The organism is Microbacterium psychrotolerans (assembly GCF_031085295.1).
In the GTDB taxonomy this organism is placed as follows: domain Bacteria; phylum Actinomycetota; class Actinomycetes; order Actinomycetales; family Microbacteriaceae; genus Microbacterium; species Microbacterium psychrotolerans.
On sequence record NZ_JAVFWO010000008.1, the window covers coordinates 36,001 to 56,164 of the forward strand.

The 20,164-nt window shown below is 70.6% G+C and carries 19 protein-coding genes; 11 read left to right on the top strand and 8 right to left on the bottom strand.

Going from position 1 to position 20,164, the window contains the following annotated elements; all coding sequences use genetic code 11:
* A complete protein-coding gene (locus tag Q9R08_RS19620; protein WP_418001382.1) occupies positions 1–1,059 on the top strand; it encodes an ABC transporter permease in 1,059 nt (352 codons plus the stop codon).
* Positions 1,060–1,166: 107 nt separating this feature from the next.
* On the top strand, positions 1,167–3,461 hold the full coding sequence (locus Q9R08_RS19625; RefSeq protein WP_418001384.1) for an exo-beta-d-1,3/1,6-glucosidase: 2,295 nt from the start codon (positions 1,167–1,169) through the stop codon (positions 3,459–3,461).
* A gap of 77 nt (positions 3,462–3,538) precedes the next feature.
* On the opposite strand, the gene Q9R08_RS19630 is transcribed toward Q9R08_RS19625, so the two are convergent.
* Entirely contained in the window at positions 3,539–4,669 is a 1,131-nt protein-coding gene (locus Q9R08_RS19630) for a DUF3027 domain-containing protein (protein WP_308869875.1), read from the bottom strand.
* On the bottom strand, positions 4,653–5,036 hold the full coding sequence (locus Q9R08_RS19635) for a cold-shock protein (protein WP_308869876.1): 384 nt from the start codon (positions 5,034–5,036) through the stop codon (positions 4,653–4,655). Before Q9R08_RS19635 ends, Q9R08_RS19630 begins: the two co-directional genes overlap by 17 nt.
* A gap of 144 nt (positions 5,037–5,180) precedes the next feature.
* Here Q9R08_RS19635 and Q9R08_RS19640 point away from each other — a divergent pair, with 144 nt between their 5' ends.
* The 3 genes from Q9R08_RS19640 to Q9R08_RS19650 are packed head-to-tail and all read left to right on the top strand — an operon-like array spanning position 5,181 to position 8,862.
* Positions 5,181–5,444, top strand: a complete 264-nt coding sequence (locus Q9R08_RS19640; protein ID WP_308869877.1) for a multidrug ABC transporter ATPase — start codon at positions 5,181–5,183, stop codon at positions 5,442–5,444.
* Positions 5,445–5,449: 5 nt separating this feature from the next.
* The gene (locus Q9R08_RS19645) at positions 5,450–7,171 is read left to right on the top strand and encodes a helicase-associated domain-containing protein (protein ID WP_308869878.1); all 1,722 of its coding nucleotides are present in this window, start codon (positions 5,450–5,452) and stop codon (positions 7,169–7,171) included.
* A gap of 50 nt (positions 7,172–7,221) precedes the next feature.
* Positions 7,222–8,862 carry a DNA repair helicase XPB gene (locus Q9R08_RS19650; RefSeq protein WP_308869879.1) on the top strand — a complete coding sequence of 547 codons (1,641 nt, stop codon included), beginning with the start codon at positions 7,222–7,224 and terminating at the stop codon, positions 8,860–8,862.
* Between the two features lie 60 nt (positions 8,863–8,922).
* Here Q9R08_RS19650 and Q9R08_RS19655 read toward each other — a convergent pair whose 3' ends face one another.
* Positions 8,923–10,782 carry a bifunctional metallophosphatase/5'-nucleotidase gene (locus Q9R08_RS19655; protein WP_308869880.1) on the bottom strand — a complete coding sequence of 620 codons (1,860 nt, stop codon included), beginning with the start codon at positions 10,780–10,782 and terminating at the stop codon, positions 8,923–8,925.
* Between the two features lie 177 nt (positions 10,783–10,959).
* Here Q9R08_RS19655 and Q9R08_RS19660 point away from each other — a divergent pair, with 177 nt between their 5' ends.
* Positions 10,960–11,340 (top strand): VOC family protein, encoded by a 381-nt coding sequence (locus tag Q9R08_RS19660; protein ID WP_308869881.1) that lies wholly within the window; start codon positions 10,960–10,962, stop codon positions 11,338–11,340.
* 10 nt (positions 11,341–11,350) lie between these two features.
* Here Q9R08_RS19660 and Q9R08_RS19665 read toward each other — a convergent pair whose 3' ends face one another.
* Positions 11,351–12,223 (bottom strand): alpha/beta fold hydrolase, encoded by an 873-nt coding sequence (locus Q9R08_RS19665; protein ID WP_308869882.1) that lies wholly within the window; start codon positions 12,221–12,223, stop codon positions 11,351–11,353.
* 70 nt (positions 12,224–12,293) lie between these two features.
* On the opposite strand from Q9R08_RS19665, the gene Q9R08_RS19670 reads away from it, so the two are divergent.
* Complete coding sequence (locus Q9R08_RS19670; protein WP_308869883.1) at positions 12,294–12,845, top strand: TetR/AcrR family transcriptional regulator; 552 nt, start codon at positions 12,294–12,296, stop codon at positions 12,843–12,845.
* An 18-nt stretch (positions 12,846–12,863) separates the two neighbouring features.
* Here the strand turns inward: Q9R08_RS19670 and Q9R08_RS19675 are convergent, their stop codons facing one another.
* Genes Q9R08_RS19675 through folE form a run of 4 tightly spaced genes read right to left on the bottom strand, consistent with a single transcriptional unit; the run spans position 12,864 to position 16,339 of the window.
* On the bottom strand, positions 12,864–13,568 hold the full coding sequence (locus Q9R08_RS19675) for a pyrimidine reductase family protein (RefSeq protein ID WP_308869884.1): 705 nt from the start codon (positions 13,566–13,568) through the stop codon (positions 12,864–12,866).
* On the bottom strand, positions 13,568–14,476 hold the full coding sequence (folP, locus tag Q9R08_RS19680) for a dihydropteroate synthase (protein WP_308869885.1): 909 nt from the start codon (positions 14,474–14,476) through the stop codon (positions 13,568–13,570). The genes Q9R08_RS19675 and folP overlap by 1 nt, the downstream gene beginning before the upstream one ends.
* Positions 14,473–15,711, bottom strand: coding sequence for an NAD(P)/FAD-dependent oxidoreductase (locus tag Q9R08_RS19685; protein ID WP_308869886.1), 1,239 nt, complete (start codon positions 15,709–15,711; stop codon positions 14,473–14,475). Before Q9R08_RS19685 ends, folP begins: the two co-directional genes overlap by 4 nt.
* 28 nt (positions 15,712–15,739) lie before the next feature.
* A complete protein-coding gene (folE, locus tag Q9R08_RS19690) occupies positions 15,740–16,339 on the bottom strand; it encodes a GTP cyclohydrolase I (protein ID WP_308869887.1) in 600 nt (199 codons plus the stop codon).
* A gap of 104 nt (positions 16,340–16,443) precedes the next feature.
* On the opposite strand from folE, the gene Q9R08_RS19695 reads away from it, so the two are divergent.
* From Q9R08_RS19695 to Q9R08_RS19710, 4 genes are all read left to right on the top strand, one after another.
* The gene (locus Q9R08_RS19695; protein WP_308869888.1) at positions 16,444–17,163 is read left to right on the top strand and encodes a helix-turn-helix transcriptional regulator; all 720 of its coding nucleotides are present in this window, start codon (positions 16,444–16,446) and stop codon (positions 17,161–17,163) included.
* A 64-nt stretch (positions 17,164–17,227) separates the two neighbouring features.
* The gene (locus tag Q9R08_RS19700) at positions 17,228–17,920 is read left to right on the top strand and encodes a response regulator transcription factor (RefSeq protein WP_308869889.1); all 693 of its coding nucleotides are present in this window, start codon (positions 17,228–17,230) and stop codon (positions 17,918–17,920) included.
* A gap of 190 nt (positions 17,921–18,110) precedes the next feature.
* On the top strand, positions 18,111–19,694 hold the full coding sequence (locus Q9R08_RS19705) for a sensor histidine kinase (protein WP_308869890.1): 1,584 nt from the start codon (positions 18,111–18,113) through the stop codon (positions 19,692–19,694).
* A gap of 141 nt (positions 19,695–19,835) precedes the next feature.
* Positions 19,836–20,123 carry a WXG100 family type VII secretion target gene (locus Q9R08_RS19710; protein WP_308869891.1) on the top strand — a complete coding sequence of 96 codons (288 nt, stop codon included), beginning with the start codon at positions 19,836–19,838 and terminating at the stop codon, positions 20,121–20,123.
* Positions 20,124–20,164 lie beyond the last annotated feature (41 nt).

The window sequence follows — 20,164 nt, forward strand, 5'->3', positions numbered from 1 at the left end:
ATGGACACGACCATCACCGAGACCACAGCGAAGCGCTCGGCGAATGCGCCCGCAACCGCCACCGTGCGCAATCCCTCCCCCGTCGTCAGGACCGCCGCCCCGAAGAAGCCCACCTTCTGGTCCAAGCTCGGCGCCGCGTTTGCGATGTTCCGCAACGGGAAGTCGATCGCGGGCCTGTCTATCCTCGGATTCTTCGTGCTCGTCGCGATCTTCGCCGACGTGCTCGCCCCCTACTCGCCCACCAAGGTCGACAACACGGCGCGCCTCCAGCCGCCCTCGGCCGCGCACTGGCTGGGCACGACCCACATCGGGGAAGACGTGCTGAGCCAGGTCATCCACGGCACGCGCGGCGTGATCGTGGTCGGATTCCTGGCCGCGATCATCGCCACCGTCCTCGCCGTCGTGGTCGGCGTGATGTCGGGCTATCTCCGCGGATGGCGCAGCGAGGGCCTCTCGGCGCTCACGAACGTGTTCCTCGTGATCCCCGGCATCCCGCTGATCATCATCGTGGCGTCGATGTTCGAGGACCCGCCGCTCATCCTCATCGCCGGAGTGCTCGGCCTCATCGGCTGGGCGTGGGGCGCACGCGTGCTCCGTGCCCAGACGATGTCGCTGCGCAGCCGGGACTTCGTCCAGGCTGCGAAGGCCAACGGCGAGCCGCTGCGACGGATCATCACGGTCGAGATGCTCCCGAACCTCATGGCGCTCATCGCAGCGAGCTTCGTGGGAACCGTGACGGCGGCGATCATCGGCCTCACGACCCTGTCGTACATCGGCATCATCCCGGTGACGACCTACAACTGGGGCACGATCCTCAACTGGGCGAGCGCGCAGGGCGCGTTCCGCCAGGGCCAGTGGTGGTGGTTCCTGCCCCCGGGGCTGTGCATCGCCGCCATCGGCGTGGCGCTCTCGCTGATCAACTTCGGCATCGACGAGTACGTCAACCCGCGCCTGCGGTCCGCCGGCGAGCGCGCCCGCGCCATGAAGAAGAAGGGCATGAACGTGAACGACACCGTCACCGTCGTGCGTACAGACATGAAGACGCAGGAGACCCCGTGACCGACGCCCACCACCGCCCGCCCGGGCGAGGCCCCCTCGACGGGCAGCCGGCCTATCTGGACGTCTCGCTTCCGGTCGCCGATCGCATCGCCGACCTCCTGGGCCGTATGACGGTCGAGGAGAAGATCGGCCAGATGCTGCAGCTCGATGCGCGCGACGACCTGGAGGATCAGGTCGTGCGCATGCACGCCGGGTCGATCCTGCATGCCTCTCCCCAGAAGGTGCTGCGCGCGCGCGAGCTCACGCTGCAGACGCGGCTGCGGATCCCGCTCCTCGTCGCCGAGGACTGCATCCACGGCCACTCGTTCTGGGAGGGTGCGACGATCTACCCCACCCAGCTGGGCATGGCGGCGTCGTGGGATGCCGGACTCGCCGAGCGCATCGCACGCGCCACTGCCGTCGAGGTGTCGGCCACCGGCATCCACTGGACCTTCTCGCCGGTGCTCTGCATCGCCCGGGACCTCCGCTGGGGCCGGGTCGACGAGACCTTCGGGGAGGATCCGTTCCTCATCGGCGAACTCGCGTCGGCGATGGTGCGCGGCTACCAGGGCGGCGGGCTGGACGACCCCACCGCGATCCTCGCGACCGCGAAGCACTTCGCCGGCTACTCCGAGACGCAGGGCGGGCGTGACGCGACCGAGGCGGACATCTCGCGCCGCAAGCTCCGGTCGTGGTTCTTGCCGCCCTTCGAACGAGTGGCGAAGGAGGGATGCCGCACCTTCATGCTCGGCTACCAGAGCACCGACGGCGTGCCGATCACGGTCAACGACTGGCTGCTCAACGACGTGCTGCGGGGCGAGTGGGGCTACACCGGAACCCTCATCACCGACTGGGACAACGTCGGACGCATGGTGTGGGAGCAGAAGGTCCAGCCCGACTACGCCCACGCCGCGGCGGCCGCCGTGCTCGCGGGCAACGACATGATCATGACGACGCCCGGGTTCTTCCAGGGCGCCCTCGACGCGCTCGCCCAGGGACTCATGACCGAGGAGGCGCTCGACCGCGCGGTGACACGCATCCTGCTGCTCAAGTTCGAGTTCGGGCTCTTCGAGGACCCGCGGCTCCCAGACCGCGAGCGCATCGCCACAACCGTGGGCTCGTCCGAACACGCAGCACTCAACCTCGAGGTCGCGCGGCGATCCCTCGTGCTCCTGCGCAACGACGGCACTCTCCCCTTCTCGGGCGGGCTCGTCGCCGACGCGTCGGGACGCGCACTGCCCCCGGCAGCCGCGCTGAGCGAGGAGCGAGAAGAAGCGTCCGGTCCCCGCCGCATCGCCGTGGTCGGCCCGCTCGCGGACGACGCGCAGACCCAGTTGGGCGACTGGGCGGGATCGTCGGGCCAGGTCGACTGGATCCCCGACGGCCATCCCCGCGAGATGATCACGACGGTGCTCGACGGCCTGCGCGCCCACGCCCCCGCGGACTGGGAGATTTCGCACGCGCGGGGCGCCGACATCCTCACCCTCGAAGAGGACCCGGCGGGCGCCTTCTTCCCCGACGGTCAGCCGCGCCCCCAGGTCGTGGTGCCGACCGCGCCGGACGCCTCTCTGATCGCGGAGGCGGTGGCCGCCGCCCGGGACGCCGACTACGTCGTCGCAGTCGTCGGCGATCGCATCGAGCTGGTCGGCGAGGGCCGCTCGACGGCGACGCTCGAGCTCATCGGCGGCCAGGTCGCGCTGCTCGAGGCGCTCGCGGCGACCGGCACGCCCCTCGTGGTGGTGCTGCTCGCCTCGAAGCCGCACGTGCTCCCGCCGGCCGTGACGGATGCTGCAGCCCTGGTGTGGGCCGCCAGCCCGGGCATGCGCGGCGGACAGGCCGTCGCCGAGCTGCTGCTCGGCCTGATCGAGCCGAGCGGGCGTCTGCCGATCTCGTTCGCACGCCACGCCGGTCAGCTGCCGATCTACTACAACCAGATACGCGGCCAGCACGGCGACCGCTACGCGGACCTCACGCAGAGCCCCGCATTCGCGTTCGGCGAGGGGTTGTCGTACACGACGGTCGAGTACTCCGACCTGCGGATCGTCGAGCCCGAGCGGGGCCGCGACGACACCGTGCGCGCGCTCGTCGAGCTGCGCAACACCGGCGCGCGCCCCGCTCACGAGATCGTGCAGGTCTACGTGCGCGACAGCGTGACCTCGGTCAGCTGGGCCGACAAGGAGCTCAAGGCCTACCGTCACGTCGACGTGCAGCCCGGCGAGACCGCGACGGTCGAGCTCTCGCTGCCGGTGGCGGACTGCACGATCGTGGATGCCGCGGGCCACCGTCTCGTCGAGGCCGGCGAGTTCGAACTGCTGGTCGGGCCGTCCTCACGCGACGAGGCGCTCCTCAGCGCCCGCTTCCGCGTCGTCGACGCTGCGGCGACGACGGCCTCGCCCGAATATCGCGCGGTCGAGCACCGCTGACAGGACGCGAAAGGGTGGGTTCCGCCGCGCTGCGGGCGGCGGAACCCACCCTTTCGTCATGTCAGGGTGACGAGGTGTCAGGACTCGTCGGAGTCGTCCTCGTCGTCCGAGTCGTCCTCGTCCGAGTCGTCGTCCGAATCCTCGTCGTCGAACTCGTCGTCCGAGTCGTCATCGGAGTCGTCGTCCTCATCGAGGTCGTCGTCCGAGTCGTCCTCGTCCGAGTCGTGCTCATCGATGTCGTCGTCCGAGTCGTCATCGGAGTCGTCGTCCTCATCGAGGTCGTCCTCCGACTCCTCGTCGTCCTCATCGTCGTCGTCGAGATCGTCGTCCCCGTCGTCGTACTCGTCGTCGGAGCCGTCCTGGCCGGCTTCGGCGAGCTCGTCGATGTCGACTCCGTCCACGTCGCCGGCGTGCAGGATGGGCGACCCGTCCTGGTCGAAGTCCGACGCGTCGAGGTCGTCGACGTCGTCGAGATCCTCGTCCTCGTCGTCTGCCTCGTCCTCGTCGTGCGCCGCCTCGGCCAGCGCCGCCTGCGCGGCGTGGTAGTCGGCGAGCCGCACCGCCCACGGCACCCAGTCCGGAGCGAGCAGCGCGCCGTCGCCGGGGAGCAGTTCGACCTCGAGCACGGTCGGCTCGGCGCCCTCGACGCGCGCGAGGCTCACCGTCCAGAACCACCCGGGGTAGCCCGAGAGCCGGTTGGTGAACCGCAGCGAGACGACGCCCTCGGCCTCGACGCGATAGCCCGCAGGCTCGCCGATCGTCGCCTCCGGGGTGATCTCGCGGAGCGCGGCGAGCGCAAGGTCGTGGGCTGCCAGCAGCTCGGGGTCGGGTTCGACCGGCGCGGCGTCCGCCTCGGCGGACGCCTCGGTCGCCACGTCGTCGGCATCCTTGACCGCGTCGGCGGAGTCCTCGGCGGAGGCGTCGGTCCCCTCGGCGGGCGCCTCGGCACCCGAGTCGTCGGCCTCCTCGACCGCGTCGGCGGAGTCCTCGGCGGAAGCGTCGGGCCCCTCGGCTGCGTCGCGGGCATCCTCACCGGACGCGTCGATGTCGACCGCGCCGCCAGAGTCCTCGGACTCGGCGGCCGGAGCCTCGCCCTCGGCGGCGGGTGCGGCATCCGTCACCGTCGGCTTCCCCGCGGGCGCGACGTACTCGCCGTCGCCCTCAGTGGCGACGTCGACGCGATCGGCCGGATCAGGCGTCGAGCTCATCAGCCACCTTGCGCAGCACGGCGGCGACCTTCTTGCCGTGCGCGCCGCTCGGGTACCGGCCGTGGCGCAGGTCGCCACCGATGCCGTCGAGCAGCTTCACGAGGTCCTCGATGATGATCGCCATGTCGTCGGCGGGCTTGCGGGAGCGCTTGGCGAGGCTCACCGGAGCCTCGAGCACGCGCACGGACAGCGCCTGCGGGCCGCGCTTGCCGTCGGCGATGCCGTACTCGAGCCGCGTGCCGGCCTTGGGTGCGGGCGTGCCGGGGGGCAGGGCCGTGGCGTGCAGGAAGACGTCCTGACCGTCTTCAGAGGTGATGAAGCCGAACCCCTTCTCCTCGTCGTAGAACCTGACCTTGCCGGTGGGCATCGAAACCTCGCTGGATCGGTCGCCGCGAACACCGCGGCGAAACAGAGCATGACAAATCCGGGGTCTTCCAACCCCGATACCCAGCCTAACGGACCGGTGCACATTCGGATCGTGGCGGCGACGCCAGCGAGTAGGCTGGAGCGGATGAGCACGAACCCCGCCGGCGACGTTCCCGTACGCCGCATCGACCGCATCCTGGCCTTCATGTCGCTGGGCCTGCTTGTGCTCTCGATCCTGAGCTTCTTCGCGATCATGATCGCGTCCTCCGCCGGCGCCGACATGAGCACCGGCGTCTGGCCCCTCGTGGGCGTGCTGGTGTACGTCGCTCCACTCGTGGCGTTCGCACTGCTGCTCGCGGTCTTGATCATGAGCTTCGTGCGGAGGGCTCGAGCCAACCGAGGAGGCTGACACGCTTGGTCTCCGACGCGCGCGCTCTTGCGACGCGGCTCGCCGAACTCGGTGACGCCGCGCTCGCCCGGACGCTCGCGGCGCGCGGCGTCTCGGCTCAGAGCGGCTGGCACGACTTCTTCGACGCCGCCGAGGGGCTTCTCGATCCCGCATCGGTCGACCGCGCGCTGACGCGCCTCGACCGGCGCGACCTCATCGCCCTCCACACGGGAGCGGGTCCACTCGACGGCGCGCCCGCGCGTCTCGCGCTCGTGGATGCGGAGGGCGTCGCCTACACGGCGGTCGTCGACCGCGTCGCTGCGGCCGCCGACGCGACCCCGGACGCCTTCCACCCCACCCCCACGCCCGCCGAGCCGGCGCCGGCCGAGCCGCGTGCGGCGGCGGCGGCCGCCGAGCGCGCGTTCACGACCGCCGGCTCGCTCGCCGATATCCTGCTGGCGTGCCTGCACGCTCCGCTCGCGCGCACGGGGGCGGGACCGGTCAGTGCCGTGGACCGCCGGCGACTGACGGATGCCGGAGCCATCGAGTTCGCCGACGACCTCGAAGACCTCCTCGCCTCCGCAGCCGACGCCGGGCTCGCGGACGCTCGCGAGCGGGAGTGGACCGTCACGGAGGCGGGCGAGCGGTGGCTCGAGGCGCCGACGCCCGAACGCTGGGAGACCATCGCCGAGGGATTCCGTGCCGCGCTGCCCGACGGGCTGCGCACCCCGGCGCACGGCTTCCTCGTGCCCGACGCGTGGCCCGACGTCTACCCCCTCGACCCCGAGTGGCCGGCACGTGCCGACCGGCTGCGCCGCATCGGCGTGCGCTGGGGGCTGTTCGCCAGGGACGACTCTTCCGCAGAATTCGCCTGGACCACGGCGCTGCGCGCCGGCCAGCCGGCGGATGCCGGCACCATGGCCGCCTACCTTCCCGCCGAGATCGACCGCGTCTATCTGCAGGCCGACCTCACCGCGATCGCGCCGGGCCCGCTCGCGCCCGCCCTCGACCTGCGACTGCGGTCCATCGCCGTGCGCGAGTCCCGCGCGCAGGCATCGACGTACCGGTTCACCGCCGCGTCGGTGGGCGCCGGCATGACCGAAGGCGAGACCGCCGAATCGATGCGGGCCTTCCTCGCCGAGCTCTCGCTGACCGGCATACCTCAGCCGCTCGACTATCTCATCGAGAGCACGGCCGCGCGGCACGGGCTCGTGCGCGTGAGCTCCGACGACGCCACCGGCCGCACACGCGTGGAGAGCTCCGACGCGGGCCTCCTCGACGCGATCGCGATCGACCAGGCACTGCGACCGCTCGGCCTCATCGCGGACGGCGGACTCCTCACGTCGCGGGTCGCCCGCGACGCCGTCTACTGGAGCCTCGCCGACGCGCGGTACCCCGTCGTCGCGATCGATCCGACCGGGGCCGCCGAGTCGGTGCATCGCCGCGCCGCGGTCGCGCCGTCCGTGCCCCCCGCAGCGCCGGAGACGACGTACGCGCGCCTCATCCGCACACTGCGAGGCGGTCACGGCACCCAGGGCGAGGCGGGCTGGCTCGAGCGCGAGCTCGAGCAGGCCGTGCGCGCCCGCGCCGAGATCATGGTTGTCGTGCGGATGCCGGACGGCTCGGAGCGCTCGTTCGTGCTGGAAGCGGCTGGCCTCGGCGGCGGACGCCTGCGCGGCCGGGATCGCGCCGCCGACATCGAGCGCACCCTCCCGGTGTCGAGCATCGTGAGCGTCGGCGCTGCGTAGTCCATCCGCCGCGCGCCGGTCGCCGGCGAGCGCCGGTAGACTGGCACGTTATGGCTGACGGCCCCCTCATCGTCCAGAGCGACCGCACGGTTCTCCTCGAGGTCGCGCACCCCGATGCCGAGAGCGCGCGGCACGAACTCGCGATCTTCGCCGAGCTCGAACGCGCCCCCGAGCACATCCACACCTACCGCATCACGCGGCTCGGGCTCTGGAACGCGCGCGCCGCCGGCCACGACGCCGGGGACATGCTCGCGACGCTCGATCGCTGGTCGCGCTTCCCTGTCCCGCCGTCGGTGTCGATCGACATCTCCGAGACCGTGGGCCGCTACGGCCGCCTCGTCATCGAGCGCAACGAGGACGGCGAGTTGATCCTCCGGTCGACGGATGCCGCGGTCTTGGCCGAGGTGTCCAAGAACAAGCGCATCCAGCCACTGCTGATCGGCCGCCCGTCCTCCGACGCCTTCGTCATCGACGCCTGGGCGCGCGGCCACATCAAGCAGGAGCTGCTGAAGATCGGCTGGCCTGCCGAGGACCTCGCGGGCTACACGCCGGGCACGCCCCACCCGATCGACCTCGCTGAGGACGGCTGGCACCTGCGGCCGTACCAGCGGCAGGCCGTCGACATCTTCACGCAGGGCGGGTCGGGCGTCGTCGTGCTGCCCTGCGGCGCCGGCAAGACCCTCGTCGGGGCCGCGGCGATGGCCGACACCAAGACCACGACGCTCATCCTCGTGACGAACACCGTCAGCGCCCGGCAGTGGCGCGACGAGCTGCTCAAGCGCACGTCGCTCACCGCCGAGGAGATCGGCGAGTACTCCGGTCAGGCCAAGGAGATCAAGCCGGTCACGATCGCGACGTATCAGATCCTCACCGCCAAGCGGAAGGGACAGTACGCCCACCTCGCCCTGCTCGACGCCCTCGACTGGGGTCTCATCGTGTACGACGAGGTGCACCTGCTGCCCGCGCCCGTCTTCAAGCTCACCGCCGACCTGCAGGCACGGCGGAGGCTCGGGCTCACCGCGACGCTCGTGCGCGAGGACGGCCGCGAGGGCGACGTGTTCAGCCTCATCGGCCCCAAGCGGTTCGACGCGCCCTGGAAGGAGATCGAGGCCCAGGGCTTCATCTCGCCCGCCGTCTGCTACGAGGTGCGGGTCGACCTGCCCGCGGGCGACCGGCTCGAGTACGCCGCGGCCGCCGATGACGAGCGTTACCGGCTCGCTGCGACGGCGCCCGCCAAGATCGGCGTGGTCCGCGACCTGGTGGCACGCCACGAGGGCGAGCGCATCCTCATCATCGGTCAGTACCTCGACCAGATCGACGTGCTCGCCGAGGCTCTGAACGCCCCCAAGATCACGGGCCAGACCCCGATCGATGAGCGGGAGCAGCTGTACCAGGCGTTCCGTGTCGGCGAGATCTCGGTGCTGGTGGTGTCGAAGGTCGCGAACTTCTCGATCGACCTTCCCGAAGCATCCGTCGCCATTCAGGTCTCGGGGTCATTCGGCTCTCGCCAGGAGGAGGCGCAGCGGCTCGGACGCCTGCTGCGGCCCAAGCAGTCGAACCACACGGCGAGCTTCTACACGCTGATCGCCCGCGACACCGTCGACCAGGACTTCGCGCAGAACCGGCAGCGGTTCCTCGCGGAGCAGGGCTACGCCTACACGATCCTCGACGCGCACTCGCTGGCGGCTTGACACCGCGACCGAGAAGGCCCGGCGCTGCGCTGCAGCCCCGGGCCTTCTCCGTCTCTTGACCTACTGCTTGATGATGCGGTCGAGCGCCACCGGCGCGTACGGGCTGTGCGCCGTGAGGTACGCCGCGAACGCGTCGATGTCGAGGCCGCCGTAGTACACGTTTCCGGCAGCCAGGAATGTCGGGAAGCCGTCACCGCCGCCCGCCAGGAAGTTGTTCGTCACGACGCGATAGACGGTCGTGTCGACCAACGGCTGCCCGTTGAGGGTGACCTGCCCGAGCGTGGTGCCCGAATAGGTGTACGCGAACCCGGCGCTGACCTGCAGCACCTTCGGCTGAGCCGCATTGACGCCCGTCCACTGCTGTACCAGCAGCTCCTTGATCTGGGCGCCGGTGAGGTCCAGCGACACGAGGTAGTTGTTGAACGGCTGCACGTTGAACGCCTCCTCGTAGGTGACGTCGCCGGGATCCTCGCCCCACGCCGACGCACTGTACGTGAGATCGGTGCGGATGCCGCCGGGGTTCATCAGCGCGATGACCGGTGCCGCGTACGGTCCGATCACACTCGGATCGGCGAGCTGCGCATCGGCGATCAGGTCGCCCAGCGCCGTCTCGCCGCCGGCGTTGGGCGCCCGCGTGATGTCGGCCGAGATCTGTCCGATGACCTCGCTCGCGATCGGTGCGACCAGTGTCTTGTACTTGGCGATCAGCTGCGTCTCGACGGGGTCCCTGTCCACGTTGCGGGTCACGAGCAGGTTCTCGCTCTGCACCGAGGTCCGCACGATGTCCTGCGTGCGGCGGTCGTACGTGAGCGTCGTGTCGGTGAAGAGGCGGCCGAACGACGACGCCGACGTGACCATGCGGTCGTTGCCGGCCGGGTCCTTGATGCTGCAGATGTACGGCTGGTGCGTGTGGCCGGACACGACCATGTCGATGGCCGGGTCGAGGCCCTTCGCGATCGGGATGACGGGGCTCATCGGGTCGAGCTCGGCGCCGTTGCCGCACGCCGCGTCATAAGACGGATTCACCTGGTACGGCTTGTTGTCGGGCCCGTACCACGTCTCCTGACCGGGCGTCCCGCCCTGGTGGAGCAGCACGACGATGGCGTTCACGCCCTGCGCCTTGAGCACCGGCACGAGCGCGTTCGCCGTGGCGACCTCGTCCCTGAACTCGAGGCCGGCGACCCCGGAAGCGGTGACGATGTCGGGGGTCTCCTTCAGCGTCATGCCGATGAAGCCGATCTTGGCGCCCTTGATGTTCTCGATCGAGTAGGCGGGCAGGATCGTCTCGTTCGTGCCCTCGTAGACCACATTGGCCGCGAGGTAGTCGAAATCCGCACCGTCGAATGTGCCGTCGGGGCACGAGTTCTGGTTGTTCGCCCCGTCGCCGTCGTCGATGCAGCCGCCGTCGGCCATTCGCTGGAGCTCGACGTAGCCTTCGTCGAACTCGTGGTTGCCGACCGCGGAGACGTCGAGGTGGAGCGCGTTGAGCGCCTCGATCGTCGGCTCGTCATGGAACGCGCCCGACAGCAGCGGCGATGCGCCGATGAGATCGCCGGCGGCGACAGTCAGCGAGTACGGGTGCCCTTCGCGAGCCTGCGCGAGGTGGGTCGCGAGGTATTCGACGCCGCCGACACCGGGAGGCGTCAGCGTGTCTGTGGTCACATCCACCGGCTTGGCCGCACCTGCGGGAAGCGCGTGATCCAGCACGAGACGGCCGCTGGACCCCGTCGGCGGTTCGAGATTGCCGTGGAAGTCGTTGAAGGACAGCAGCTGGATGTCGATCGTCGGGCCGTTCGGCGTGTTCTTGTCGCCCGGCGCGGCCGTGGCCGCTCCGGGACCGGCCAGTGCGAGCGCCACGGCAGTCGCGGCGATGACCGCTCCTCCTGCCAGGCGCGAGATGGATGTCGTGCGCGTGTGCACAGGGCCCTCCCCTTCTCTGGCGGACGCCATAGCCCGCCGCGTGCACGCGTCCTCGTGGGCGCGATCACGATGAACCTAATGCAGAGCACGCAGGTGCGACAGGGGCGGTGGTGCACCTGTTATCGGAGACATCGCCGCGAGGTGGCCGATGTCGCACGAGGCGAGTAGACCTGGCACATGCCAGAGAACAATCGCATCGATCTCGTCGAGCTCCCCGTCCCCGACCCTGCCGCCCTTCGCGCGACGCGCTCGTTCTATGAGGCGGTGTTCGGCTGGGGCTTCACCGCCTATGGCGACGGCTACGCCGACACGACTTCCGGCGGCGTCACGTTCGGCCTCAACGGGTCGGCCGACGCGACGCAGCAGGCTGCTCCGCTGACGGTGCTGTTCGCCGACGATCTGGAGGCGGCACGCACACGGGTCCTGGAATCGGGCGGCACGATCCGCCACGACATCTACGCGTTCCCGGGCGGGCGCCGCTTCCATTTCGTGGATCCTGCGGGGAACGAGCTGGCGGTGTGGTCGCACGATCCCGATGCCCCGCCCGCGCAGCAGTAGCGCGCGGGGGTCACGTCAGGAGGAACGCCGCGACGCGTCGGGTCACCTCGCCGGGATTGTCGTCCACGAGGAAGTGCGCGCCGCCGGGAACGAACTCGACCGTCGTGTGCGGCGCGTCGTCCGTACTCACCGTGAGCGCGTCCTTGGGCAGCAGCGCATCGTCGGCGCCGAAGAGAACCAGCGTCGGAGTACGGAGCACCCTGCCGTGATAGGAACCCCTCACGATTTTCATGAATGCCGGCAGGATGAGCCCACGGTAGAGCTTGGAGGCCGCTCTCGCGCGCGCGGGGTCGCGCAGCGCTTCCACGTAGGCATCGACATCCGACTCGGCCATGGGCCGATGCTCGAATCCGTGGATCAGCCAGCGAGCGAGACGCTGGCGTCCGCGCGACAGAAGTCGAGGCCCGAGTCCTGGTGTGGCGATCACCCACTGGAACCACAGGTGCGGCATCGCCCTCATCATTCCCACCATGAGGGCGGGCGTCATCCGGAGATACGGTGCCGGCACGGCGACCGCGACATAGCGTCGGATCCGATCGGGGTGCTCGAGGCACAGATCGAAGCCGACCAGCGCTCCCCAGTCGTGCGCTACGAGGTCTACCCGGTCGATTCCCAGCTCATCGAGCAGCGCGACCACGTCGCCCACCACCGTCGGCGCGTCGTACCCGTCCCGCGGCGCGTCCGTGTCCCCGGCACCGCGCAGATCCGGGGCGATGAGGTGGGCGCGGTCCGCCAGGGCCGTCATGACCGGCGCCCACTCTCGCGAGCTCTGGGGAAATCCGTGCAGGAAGAGCACGGGCTCGCCCACGCCCGCTTCGGTCACATGCATCCGCAATCCGTTCGCGGTGACCGTCCGCGAGCGGATACCGGCGATCTCGGTCATGGTGCAGACGATACTACGACTATAGTGACTTGTCACTGCATCCGCAGTGAGCACAGAGGAGGCCCGATCGATGAGCACCACCCGCGAACGCGCGCTGGACGCCGCCGTCGAACTCGTCGGAACGCAGGGGATCCGCGCGCTCACCCACGCGCGGGTCGACGCGCACGCCGGACTCCCCCGCGGTTCGACATCGAACCACTTCCGCACGCGCGCCGCACTCGTCTCCGGTGTCTCCGAATGGATCGCCGCGCAGGAGACGCGCGACCTGGGCGCCGCCCTCGGCCGGCCGTTCGACGATCTCGACGGCTTCATCGACATGTTCACCGCCGGCATCGAGCTCCTCACGGGCCCCCACGCGGTGCGCACGCGGGCGCGGTACGCGCTGTTCCTCGAATCGGCCTCCGATCCGGCGCTCCTCGCGCCGTTGCGCGTCCAGCGGGAGGGCATCGCCGCCTGGACCCGGGGTCTCCTGGTCGCCCTCGGGGCACCGCATCCGGACGCCGCACTCCATGCGTTCATGGCCTTCGGCGACGGCATCGTCCTCCACCGGCTCAGCGTCGACCCGCAGGTGCCGGTGCGCGCGAGCGTCGCCGTCGCCGTGCACGGCTGCCTGTCGGCGTGACACCGCAGACGCGGACTCTCAGCGCGAGTAGCGCAGGAAGACGAATCCGTCCTCGTCCGTCACGACACCCGCCAGGGAGAGCCGGCGATCGGACTCTGCGGCGCCCTGCGCGATGCGTCCCGCCTTCCCACCCACGAACCGGGGTGCCAGGGTGAGGCAGACCTCGTCGACCAGACCCGCCTCGAGCAGCGCGCCGAAGAGGTGCGGGCCGCCCTCGCACAGCACCTGGGTCCATCCTCGGCGGGCGAACGCGTCGAGCATCGCCGTGAGATCGAGCGCCTCCGCACCGCACCGGACCACCTCGGCAACGGCCTGGAAGAGATCGCCGCGGACGTCGGCGGCGGCATCCGTCGTCATGATCAGGGGGCGCACCACCGCCTGGGAGAACACGGAATCTTCGGGTTGGAGATGCAGGCCACCGCTCACCACCGCCAGCGCCGGGTGATCGGAGAGGCCGTGCGCACGACGCCACTCGACGTGGTCGGCATCGACCTGCAGTCCGCCGTAGCCCTCGGCGCGCACAGTTCCGGCGCCTACCACCACGACATCGGCCATCGCGCGCAGCACCTGCATGAGCGTGCGATCGGTGGCGCCGCCGAGGGCGCCGCTCTGCCCGCCGAGCGTGACGGCGCCGTCGGCGCTCGAGACGAAGTTCATGCGCACCCGCGACTCGGTGCGGCCGGGCAGCTCATACGCGTCGAAGAGCTCGTGACGGGTCGGCATCAGGCGTTCCCCTCGGCGCGCGCGTTGTGCAGCTCGAGGACCGGCTCTCGCCAGCCGAGGATCGCCTCGACCATGCGCATCGCGTCGACCGTCTCGCGCACGTTGTGCGCCCGCACGATGCGAGCCCCGTGCAGCACGCAGAACACCGCGGCCGCGAGCGAGCCCGAGAGTCGCTCGCCGCGCGCACGGTCGAGGGTCTCGCCGACGAAGTCCTTGTTCGACAGGGCGACCAGGAGCGGCGCGCCGAGGCCCGCCAACTCACCGAGCCGGCGGGTCAGCTCGAGCGTCTGCCGCGTGCTCTTGTTCAGGTCGTGGCCCGGATCGAGCACGATCCGCTCGTCGGGCACGCCCCGTTCGCGTGCGAGCTCGCGCCGGGTGGCCAGGAAGCCCGCGATGTCGCCGATCACGTCGTCGTACCGCGGTAGCGGATGCGGGGTCCGGGGCGCGGCGAGGCTGTGGGCGATGACGACGCCGGCGCCGCCCTCGGCGATGACGTCGGCCATCGCCGGATCGTGCAGGCCCGTCGTGTCGTTGATGATCGCGGCACCGGCCGCGATGGCCGCGCGTGCCACCTCGGGCTGGAACGTGTCGACGCTCACCCGCACGATCGGCGCCAACTCACGCACCACGGGCACGACGCGCGCGATCTCCTCCTCGACCGGCAGCGGGGGTCCGGGCGCGAACTTCACCCCGCCGACATCGACGATCTCCGCCCCCGCTTCGACGGCGGCGACCCCGGCGGCCACCGCGGCGTCGAGGGCGAACGTTGCACCCCGGTCGTAGAAGGAGTCCGGCGTACGGTTCACGATCGCCATGACGGCGACGTGCTGCGAGAGGTCGAGAGCGCCGCCGGGAAGATCGAGCACTCCCGTGAACAGCGCGGAGGTCGAATGGGGAGCGAGGGTCACGGGAGAAGGCTATCCAGCGGCACGTCCGCATCCCGCAGGCGCTCCGCGTCGAGCCGCTCGCCCGATCGGATCAGCGCCTGCACGGTCTCGTTGACGTCCCAGACGTTGACGTTCATGCCCGCGACCACACGACCCCTTCCGGTGGAATCAGGGGCGTCGACCCAGAACGCGATGAACCGGCGAGCCGCGAGGTCGCCGCGGACGACGAGCTCGGCATCCGTCATGAGGGGCGCGTACCCCGAGAGCTCCATGCCGAGGTCGTACTGATCGGTGTAGAAGTACGGGATCTCGTCGAAGGATGCCGGCTTGCCGAGCATCGACCGCGCCGCGACCTTGCCGGCATTCAGCGCGTTGGCCCAGTGCTCGCTGCGCAGATGCCGCTGCAGCACCGGGTGGAACGGGTTGGCGACGTCCCCCGCCGCATAGACGTCGGGTGCGCTGGTGCGCAGCGCCGCATCGGTGAGAACGCCGTTCAGGATGTCGAGGCCGGCCGACTCGGCTAGCGCGGTGTCGGGTGCGGCCCCGACGCCGACCAGCACCAGATCTGCCGGGAGCGTCTCACCGTCGACGACGACGCCTTCGGCGCGGTCGGATCCGACGATGCGTTCCACCGCGACCGACGTGCGGAGGTCGACGCCGTGTTCCAGGTGCAGATCCCGGAAGACCTCGCCCATCTCGGGGCCGAGCGCGGCCGCGAGAGGCACGTCGTCGCGCTCCAGGATCGCGACCTCGTTGCCGAAGCCGCGGGCGGTGGCGGCGACCTCCATGCCGATCCACCCCGCCCCGATGACCACGAGTCGCCGGCCGCCGTCGCGCAGCTGGGCGGCGAGCGCGTCGGAGTCGTCGAGGCGACGCAGCGTCACGACGCCGGGCAGCTCGTGGCCGGGGAGCGGGATCATGCGCGGCGTCGCGCCTGTCGCCAGCAGCACGGCGTCGTAGTCCAGCCGTGTCCCGTCCTCGAGCGCCGCGGTGTGGGCGACGGGGTCGAGCGCACTCGCGGCGGTGCCGATGATCAGTCGGATGCCGCGCTCGGCGTACCACTGCGCGGGATGGAGGATGACGGCATCCGTCCCCTCGCTCCCCGCGAGGTATCCCTTCGACAGCGGCGGTCGCTGGTAGGGCGGGTGCGGCTCTGCGGCCACGACGGTGATCTCGCCGTCGAAGCCCTCGTCGCGCAGTGCCTCGGCCGCCGTGCCGCCGGCAAGGCCCCCTCCGATGATCAGCATGTGGCTCATCACGACTCCTCTCGTCGACATCGGGGCGTCAGCTGGTGCGCGCCCCGATGAGTCGAGCCTGCAGGGCGTCGTCGTGGGCGAGTTCGCCGCGGAACGCCGTGGTCACGGTCGTCGCGGTGGCGGTGCGGACGCCGCGCGCGGACATGCACAGGTGCTCCGCCTCCACGACGACCCCGACGCCGCGCGGCGTCAGCGCCGTCTCGAGAGTGCGGGCGATCTGCATGGTCATAGCCTCCTGCACCTGGAGCCCGCGCGCATGGTGCAGGGCGACGCGGGCGAGCTTCGAGAGCCCGACCAGCCGGTCCCCCGGCAGATAGCCGATCGTTGCCGTGCCGCGGAACGGCAGGAGGTGGTGACGGCACAGCGAGACGAACGGGACGCCGCGCACCACGACGGCCTCGTCGTAGCCGTCGTCGTTCGGGAAGGTCGTCATCTCGAACGGCTCGGGCGACAGCATCTCGATGAGGGCGTCGGCGACCCGGCGCGGCGTCTCGACGAGGTCACCCGCGTCGGGATCGTGCCCCAGCGCCAGGAGCAGGTCCGCGACGGCCGTCATCGCGGCGTCGCGATCGACCCGCGCATCGTCGGTCAGGGCGTGCAGCGGCGTCGCGTAAACCGGGGTCGACATCATCGCCACTCCTTGGTGTGAGCACGAGAGGCTCGCCTGGCCTCGACGCTAGGACCTGCGCATTCTTTTGTCAAGGATCCTGCTTTTAGAGGTAGACTCGCACCGTGAGCAGTCTCACTCCGAACCGCGCCGATGCGGTCGCCGCGCTGAGCGACCCGCGTCGACGCGAGCTGTATCGCCTGGCGGCGCACCGCGCCATCAGCCGCGACGACGCCGCGTCAGCGCTCGGCATCCCGCGCAGCACGGCGGCGCTGTACCTCGACAGGCTCGCGGGTGCCGGCCTCCTGACCGTCGAGTACGTCCGGCGTTCCGGCCGGAGCGGGCCGGGCGCCGGGCGCCCCGCGAAGCTCTACCGCGCCAGCGTGGCGGAGCTGGCGGCCACCATCCCCGAACGCCACTACGAACTCGCGAGCGAGCTGCTGGCCGCCGCCGCGCAGCAGGCGGACGAGAACGGCATCCCGGTGCGCATCGCGCTCGCCGCCGAGGCCTTCGCTGCCGGGGCTGCGATCGGCGCCGGACGCGAAGGCCTCGAAGACGCGCTCACGGCGTGCGGATACGAACCGCGGGCGACCCCGGCGACCGAGCCGCATACAGGCTCGGCCCCTCCCGCCGAAACGGGCGCTGCACGCAGCGAGGCGTCGCCCGATCTGGTGCTCGAGAACTGTCCGTTCCATGCCCTGGCGACCCGGCACACCGACCTCATCTGCGGCGCGAACCTCGAGCTCGTCCGCGGCCTGGTGAGCGCGACCGCCGACCCGCGCACCGCCGTCCTCGCGCCCGCAGCGGGCCGCTGCTGCGTCGAGATCCGCCGCGACGACGAGTGAACGAATTCGGGGCCGCGTCGTAGATATCCAGACGCCACATGGATTCCGCCGACATAATGAGGGCATGACCGCACCGCGCATCCTCGTCGTGGACGACGAACCGAACATTCGCGACCTGCTGATCACGAGCCTGCGATTCGCCGGATTCCAGGTACGGGCCGTCTCCAACGGCGCTCAGACGATCTCGGCCGTCCTCGAAGAGGAGCCGGACCTCATCATCCTCGACGTGATGCTGCCCGACATGAACGGGTTCAGCGTCACCAAGCGCCTCCGCGGCGCCGGTTACACGGCGCCCATCCTCTTCCTGACCGCGAAGGACGAGACCGAGGACAAGATCACCGGCCTGAACGCCGGCGGCGACGACTACGTCACGAAGCCCTTCAGCCTCGACGAGATCGTGGCCCGCATCCAGGCGATCCTGCGCCGCACGATGCAGGCGGACGAGGAGTCCGTCATCCGCGCGGGCGAGATCACGATGGACCAGGACACGCACGACGTGCAGGTGGGCGAGGCTTCCATCGACCTCAGCCCCACCGAGTTCAAGCTGCTGCGCTACCTCATGCTCAACCCCAACCGCGTGCTGTCGAAGGCGCAGATCCTCGACCACGTCTGGGAGTACGACTTCAACGGCGACGCCGGCATCGTCGAGAGCTACATCTCCTACCTGCGACGCAAGATCGATCCACACTCGTCGGAGCCGCTCATCCAGACCAAGCGCGGCTTCGGGTACATGCTGAAGGCCGGCAAGACCGCTTAGCGCGGCCGCGAGCAAGGGAGACGTTCTGGCGCAGAAGCCCGACGCGATCACCCGGTGGTGGCGCGGCACGAGCCTGCGCGCGAAGGTCACCGGGGTCACTGTCGCGCTCCTCGCAGTCGGCCTCATCGCCGCCGGCGTCGGCACGGCGGCGTTCCTGCGCAACTCGCTCATCGACGGCGTCGACACACAGGTGGACGCCCTCGCCAGCACGGATGCCGCGAGCCCGCTCCTCGAACTGACCTCCGAGAACGGCAGACTCGTCGCCGAGCCGGTCGACAATCCGCCGTCCACCGACTACTTCGTCGCCGTGTACGAGCCGGAGAACGGTGATCTCATCGCGGTCGCGGGTGGTCGTGGCGGCCCGGAACCGGCGTTCCCCGAGACCTATCCGCTCGACCACGCGCTGCCGAAGGAACTCGACATCGTCACGCTGTCATCCGTCGACGGCGACACCGAGTTCCGCGGCACCGTGACCGTGGAGGAACTCGGCAACACCGGGCTCTTCTACACGCAGATGGTCGCGGTCCCCCTCGCGACGGTGAACCGCACGATCGCCTCGTACATCGGCATCTACAGCATCCTCGCCATCCTGATCCTCGTGGGCGGGGCGGTGGCCACTCGCTACCTCGTCACCCTCACCTTCCGCAGCCTCGGCCAGGTCGAATCGACCGCCGACGCGATCGCCGCGGGAGATTTCAGCCTGCGTATGACCGACATCGAGCCGACGACGACCGAGGTCGGGCGCCTCAAGACCGCGATCAACGCGATGCTCGACCGCGTCGACGCCGCCATCACGCAGCGCGACGCGACCGTGCGACAGATGCGGCGCTTCATCGGCGACGCCAGTCATGAGCTGCGCACCCCGCTGGTGACCGTGCGCGGCTACGCCGAGCTGTATCGCATGGGGGCCGTCCGCGGCGACGAGGACGTCGCGCAGTCGATGGAGCGCATCGAGAAGGAGGCGATCCGCATGGGGCTGCTCGTCGAGGACCTGCTGGCCCTCGCTCGCCTGGACGAGCGCCGCGACGTCGTCATCGGTCCGGTCGATCTGCGCCCTGTCGCCCGGGATGCCGCGCTCGACGTCCGTGCTGCCTCCCCCGCACGCCCGGTCACGGTGATCGACACCACGATCGAGGATCCGACGCCGCCGGTCGAGGAGGAATCGGCGGGCGCCGCCGACGAGAAGCGGCGCGCCGGAGGGCCTTCGGCGATCTCCCGCGCCGGCGCCACCCTGTCGCTGCTGCGACGGCGCCCGAAGCCGGTGCCCGCAGCGGGCGCGGCGGCCGGCGCCCTGCCGCCGCTGCTGCCGGATGCCGACGGCGCCGCGCCGGCGGACGGGCTTCCGCCGATCGTGCTCGGCGACGAGAACCGCATCCGTCAGGTCGTGACGAACCTGCTCGGCAACGCGCGACGGTTCACCGCCGAGGACTCGCCCATCGAGCTGCGCGTGGGCACCGACGCGCGCTCCCGCATGGGCTGGATCGAGATCGTCGACCACGGTGAGGGCGTGCCGGACCAGATCAAGGACAAGATCTTCCAGCGCTTCTGGCGTGCCGACACGTCGCGGACGCGCGAGACGGGCGGCTCCGGGCTGGGCCTGTCGATCGTGGCGTCGATCGTGGAGGCGCTGCACGGCTCGGTCGACGTCGTCGACACGCCTGGCGGCGGTGCGACCTTCCGTGTCGCGTTCCCGCTCGCCGACGCCCGCGCCGCCTCGGAGCACCTCGACGTCCTGACGCAGCCGATGCCGCGCCTGGCCGACGCGTCGGAGTGAAGCCCCTCCTCCCCCATCGGCGGTTCCGCCGCTCCCTCCCCAGATGACGAGGGATGCCGATCCCCGCGCAGCGCCGCCCCCTAGCGTGTCGTGCACCGCGGGTTCGGCATCCGGCCGCCGCACGTTGATCAGGAGTCCCGAATGGCCGTCTTCACCGTCGACAGCGACAGCATCCTCACCTCGACCGCCACGGTGCGCGGCACGATCGACCGACTGCAGGCGGAGTCGAACGCGATGCTCGCACAGCTGACCCAGCTGCAGTCCTCGTGGACCGGCTCCGCCTCGGTGGCGTTCACGGGTGTCGTCGAGCAGTGGCGGGCGACCCAGCGACAGGTCGAGGAGTCTCTCGCGAACATCAACGCGTCACTCGCCGCGGCCGGCCGGCAGTACGCCGACACCGAGCTGGCGACGACGAGCCTGTTCCGCTGATCCCCCCAGGCGGACGCAGAACGGCCCCTCCGCGAGGAGGG

Bases quoted from the DNA above. Each gene is read 5' to 3' on its own strand.
- Q9R08_RS19640 (WP_308869877.1), top strand. From the start codon at position 5,181: ATGAGCACGAACCCCGCCGGCGACGTTCCCGTACGCCGCATCGACCGC.
- Q9R08_RS19675 (WP_308869884.1), bottom strand. From the start codon at position 13,568: ATGCCGACCCGTCACGAGCTCTTCGACGCGTATGAGCTGCCCGGCCGC.
- Q9R08_RS19635 (WP_308869876.1), bottom strand. From the start codon at position 5,036: ATGCCCACCGGCAAGGTCAGGTTCTACGACGAGGAGAAGGGGTTCGGC.
- Q9R08_RS19630 (WP_308869875.1), bottom strand. From the start codon at position 4,669: ATGAGCTCGACGCCTGATCCGGCCGATCGCGTCGACGTCGCCACTGAG.
- Q9R08_RS19670 (WP_308869883.1), top strand. From the start codon at position 12,294: ATGAGCACCACCCGCGAACGCGCGCTGGACGCCGCCGTCGAACTCGTC.
- Q9R08_RS19620 (WP_418001382.1), top strand. From the start codon at position 1: ATGGACACGACCATCACCGAGACCACAGCGAAGCGCTCGGCGAATGCG.
- folE (WP_308869887.1), bottom strand. From the start codon at position 16,339: ATGTCGACCCCGGTTTACGCGACGCCGCTGCACGCCCTGACCGACGAT.
- Q9R08_RS19685 (WP_308869886.1), bottom strand. From the start codon at position 15,711: ATGAGCCACATGCTGATCATCGGAGGGGGCCTTGCCGGCGGCACGGCG.
- Q9R08_RS19650 (WP_308869879.1), top strand. From the start codon at position 7,222: ATGGCTGACGGCCCCCTCATCGTCCAGAGCGACCGCACGGTTCTCCTC.
- Q9R08_RS19660 (WP_308869881.1), top strand. From the start codon at position 10,960: ATGCCAGAGAACAATCGCATCGATCTCGTCGAGCTCCCCGTCCCCGAC.
- Q9R08_RS19710 (WP_308869891.1), top strand. From the start codon at position 19,836: ATGGCCGTCTTCACCGTCGACAGCGACAGCATCCTCACCTCGACCGCC.
- Q9R08_RS19665 (WP_308869882.1), bottom strand. From the start codon at position 12,223: ATGACCGAGATCGCCGGTATCCGCTCGCGGACGGTCACCGCGAACGGA.
- Q9R08_RS19625 (WP_418001384.1), top strand. From the start codon at position 1,167: ATGACGGTCGAGGAGAAGATCGGCCAGATGCTGCAGCTCGATGCGCGC.
- Q9R08_RS19700 (WP_308869889.1), top strand. From the start codon at position 17,228: ATGACCGCACCGCGCATCCTCGTCGTGGACGACGAACCGAACATTCGC.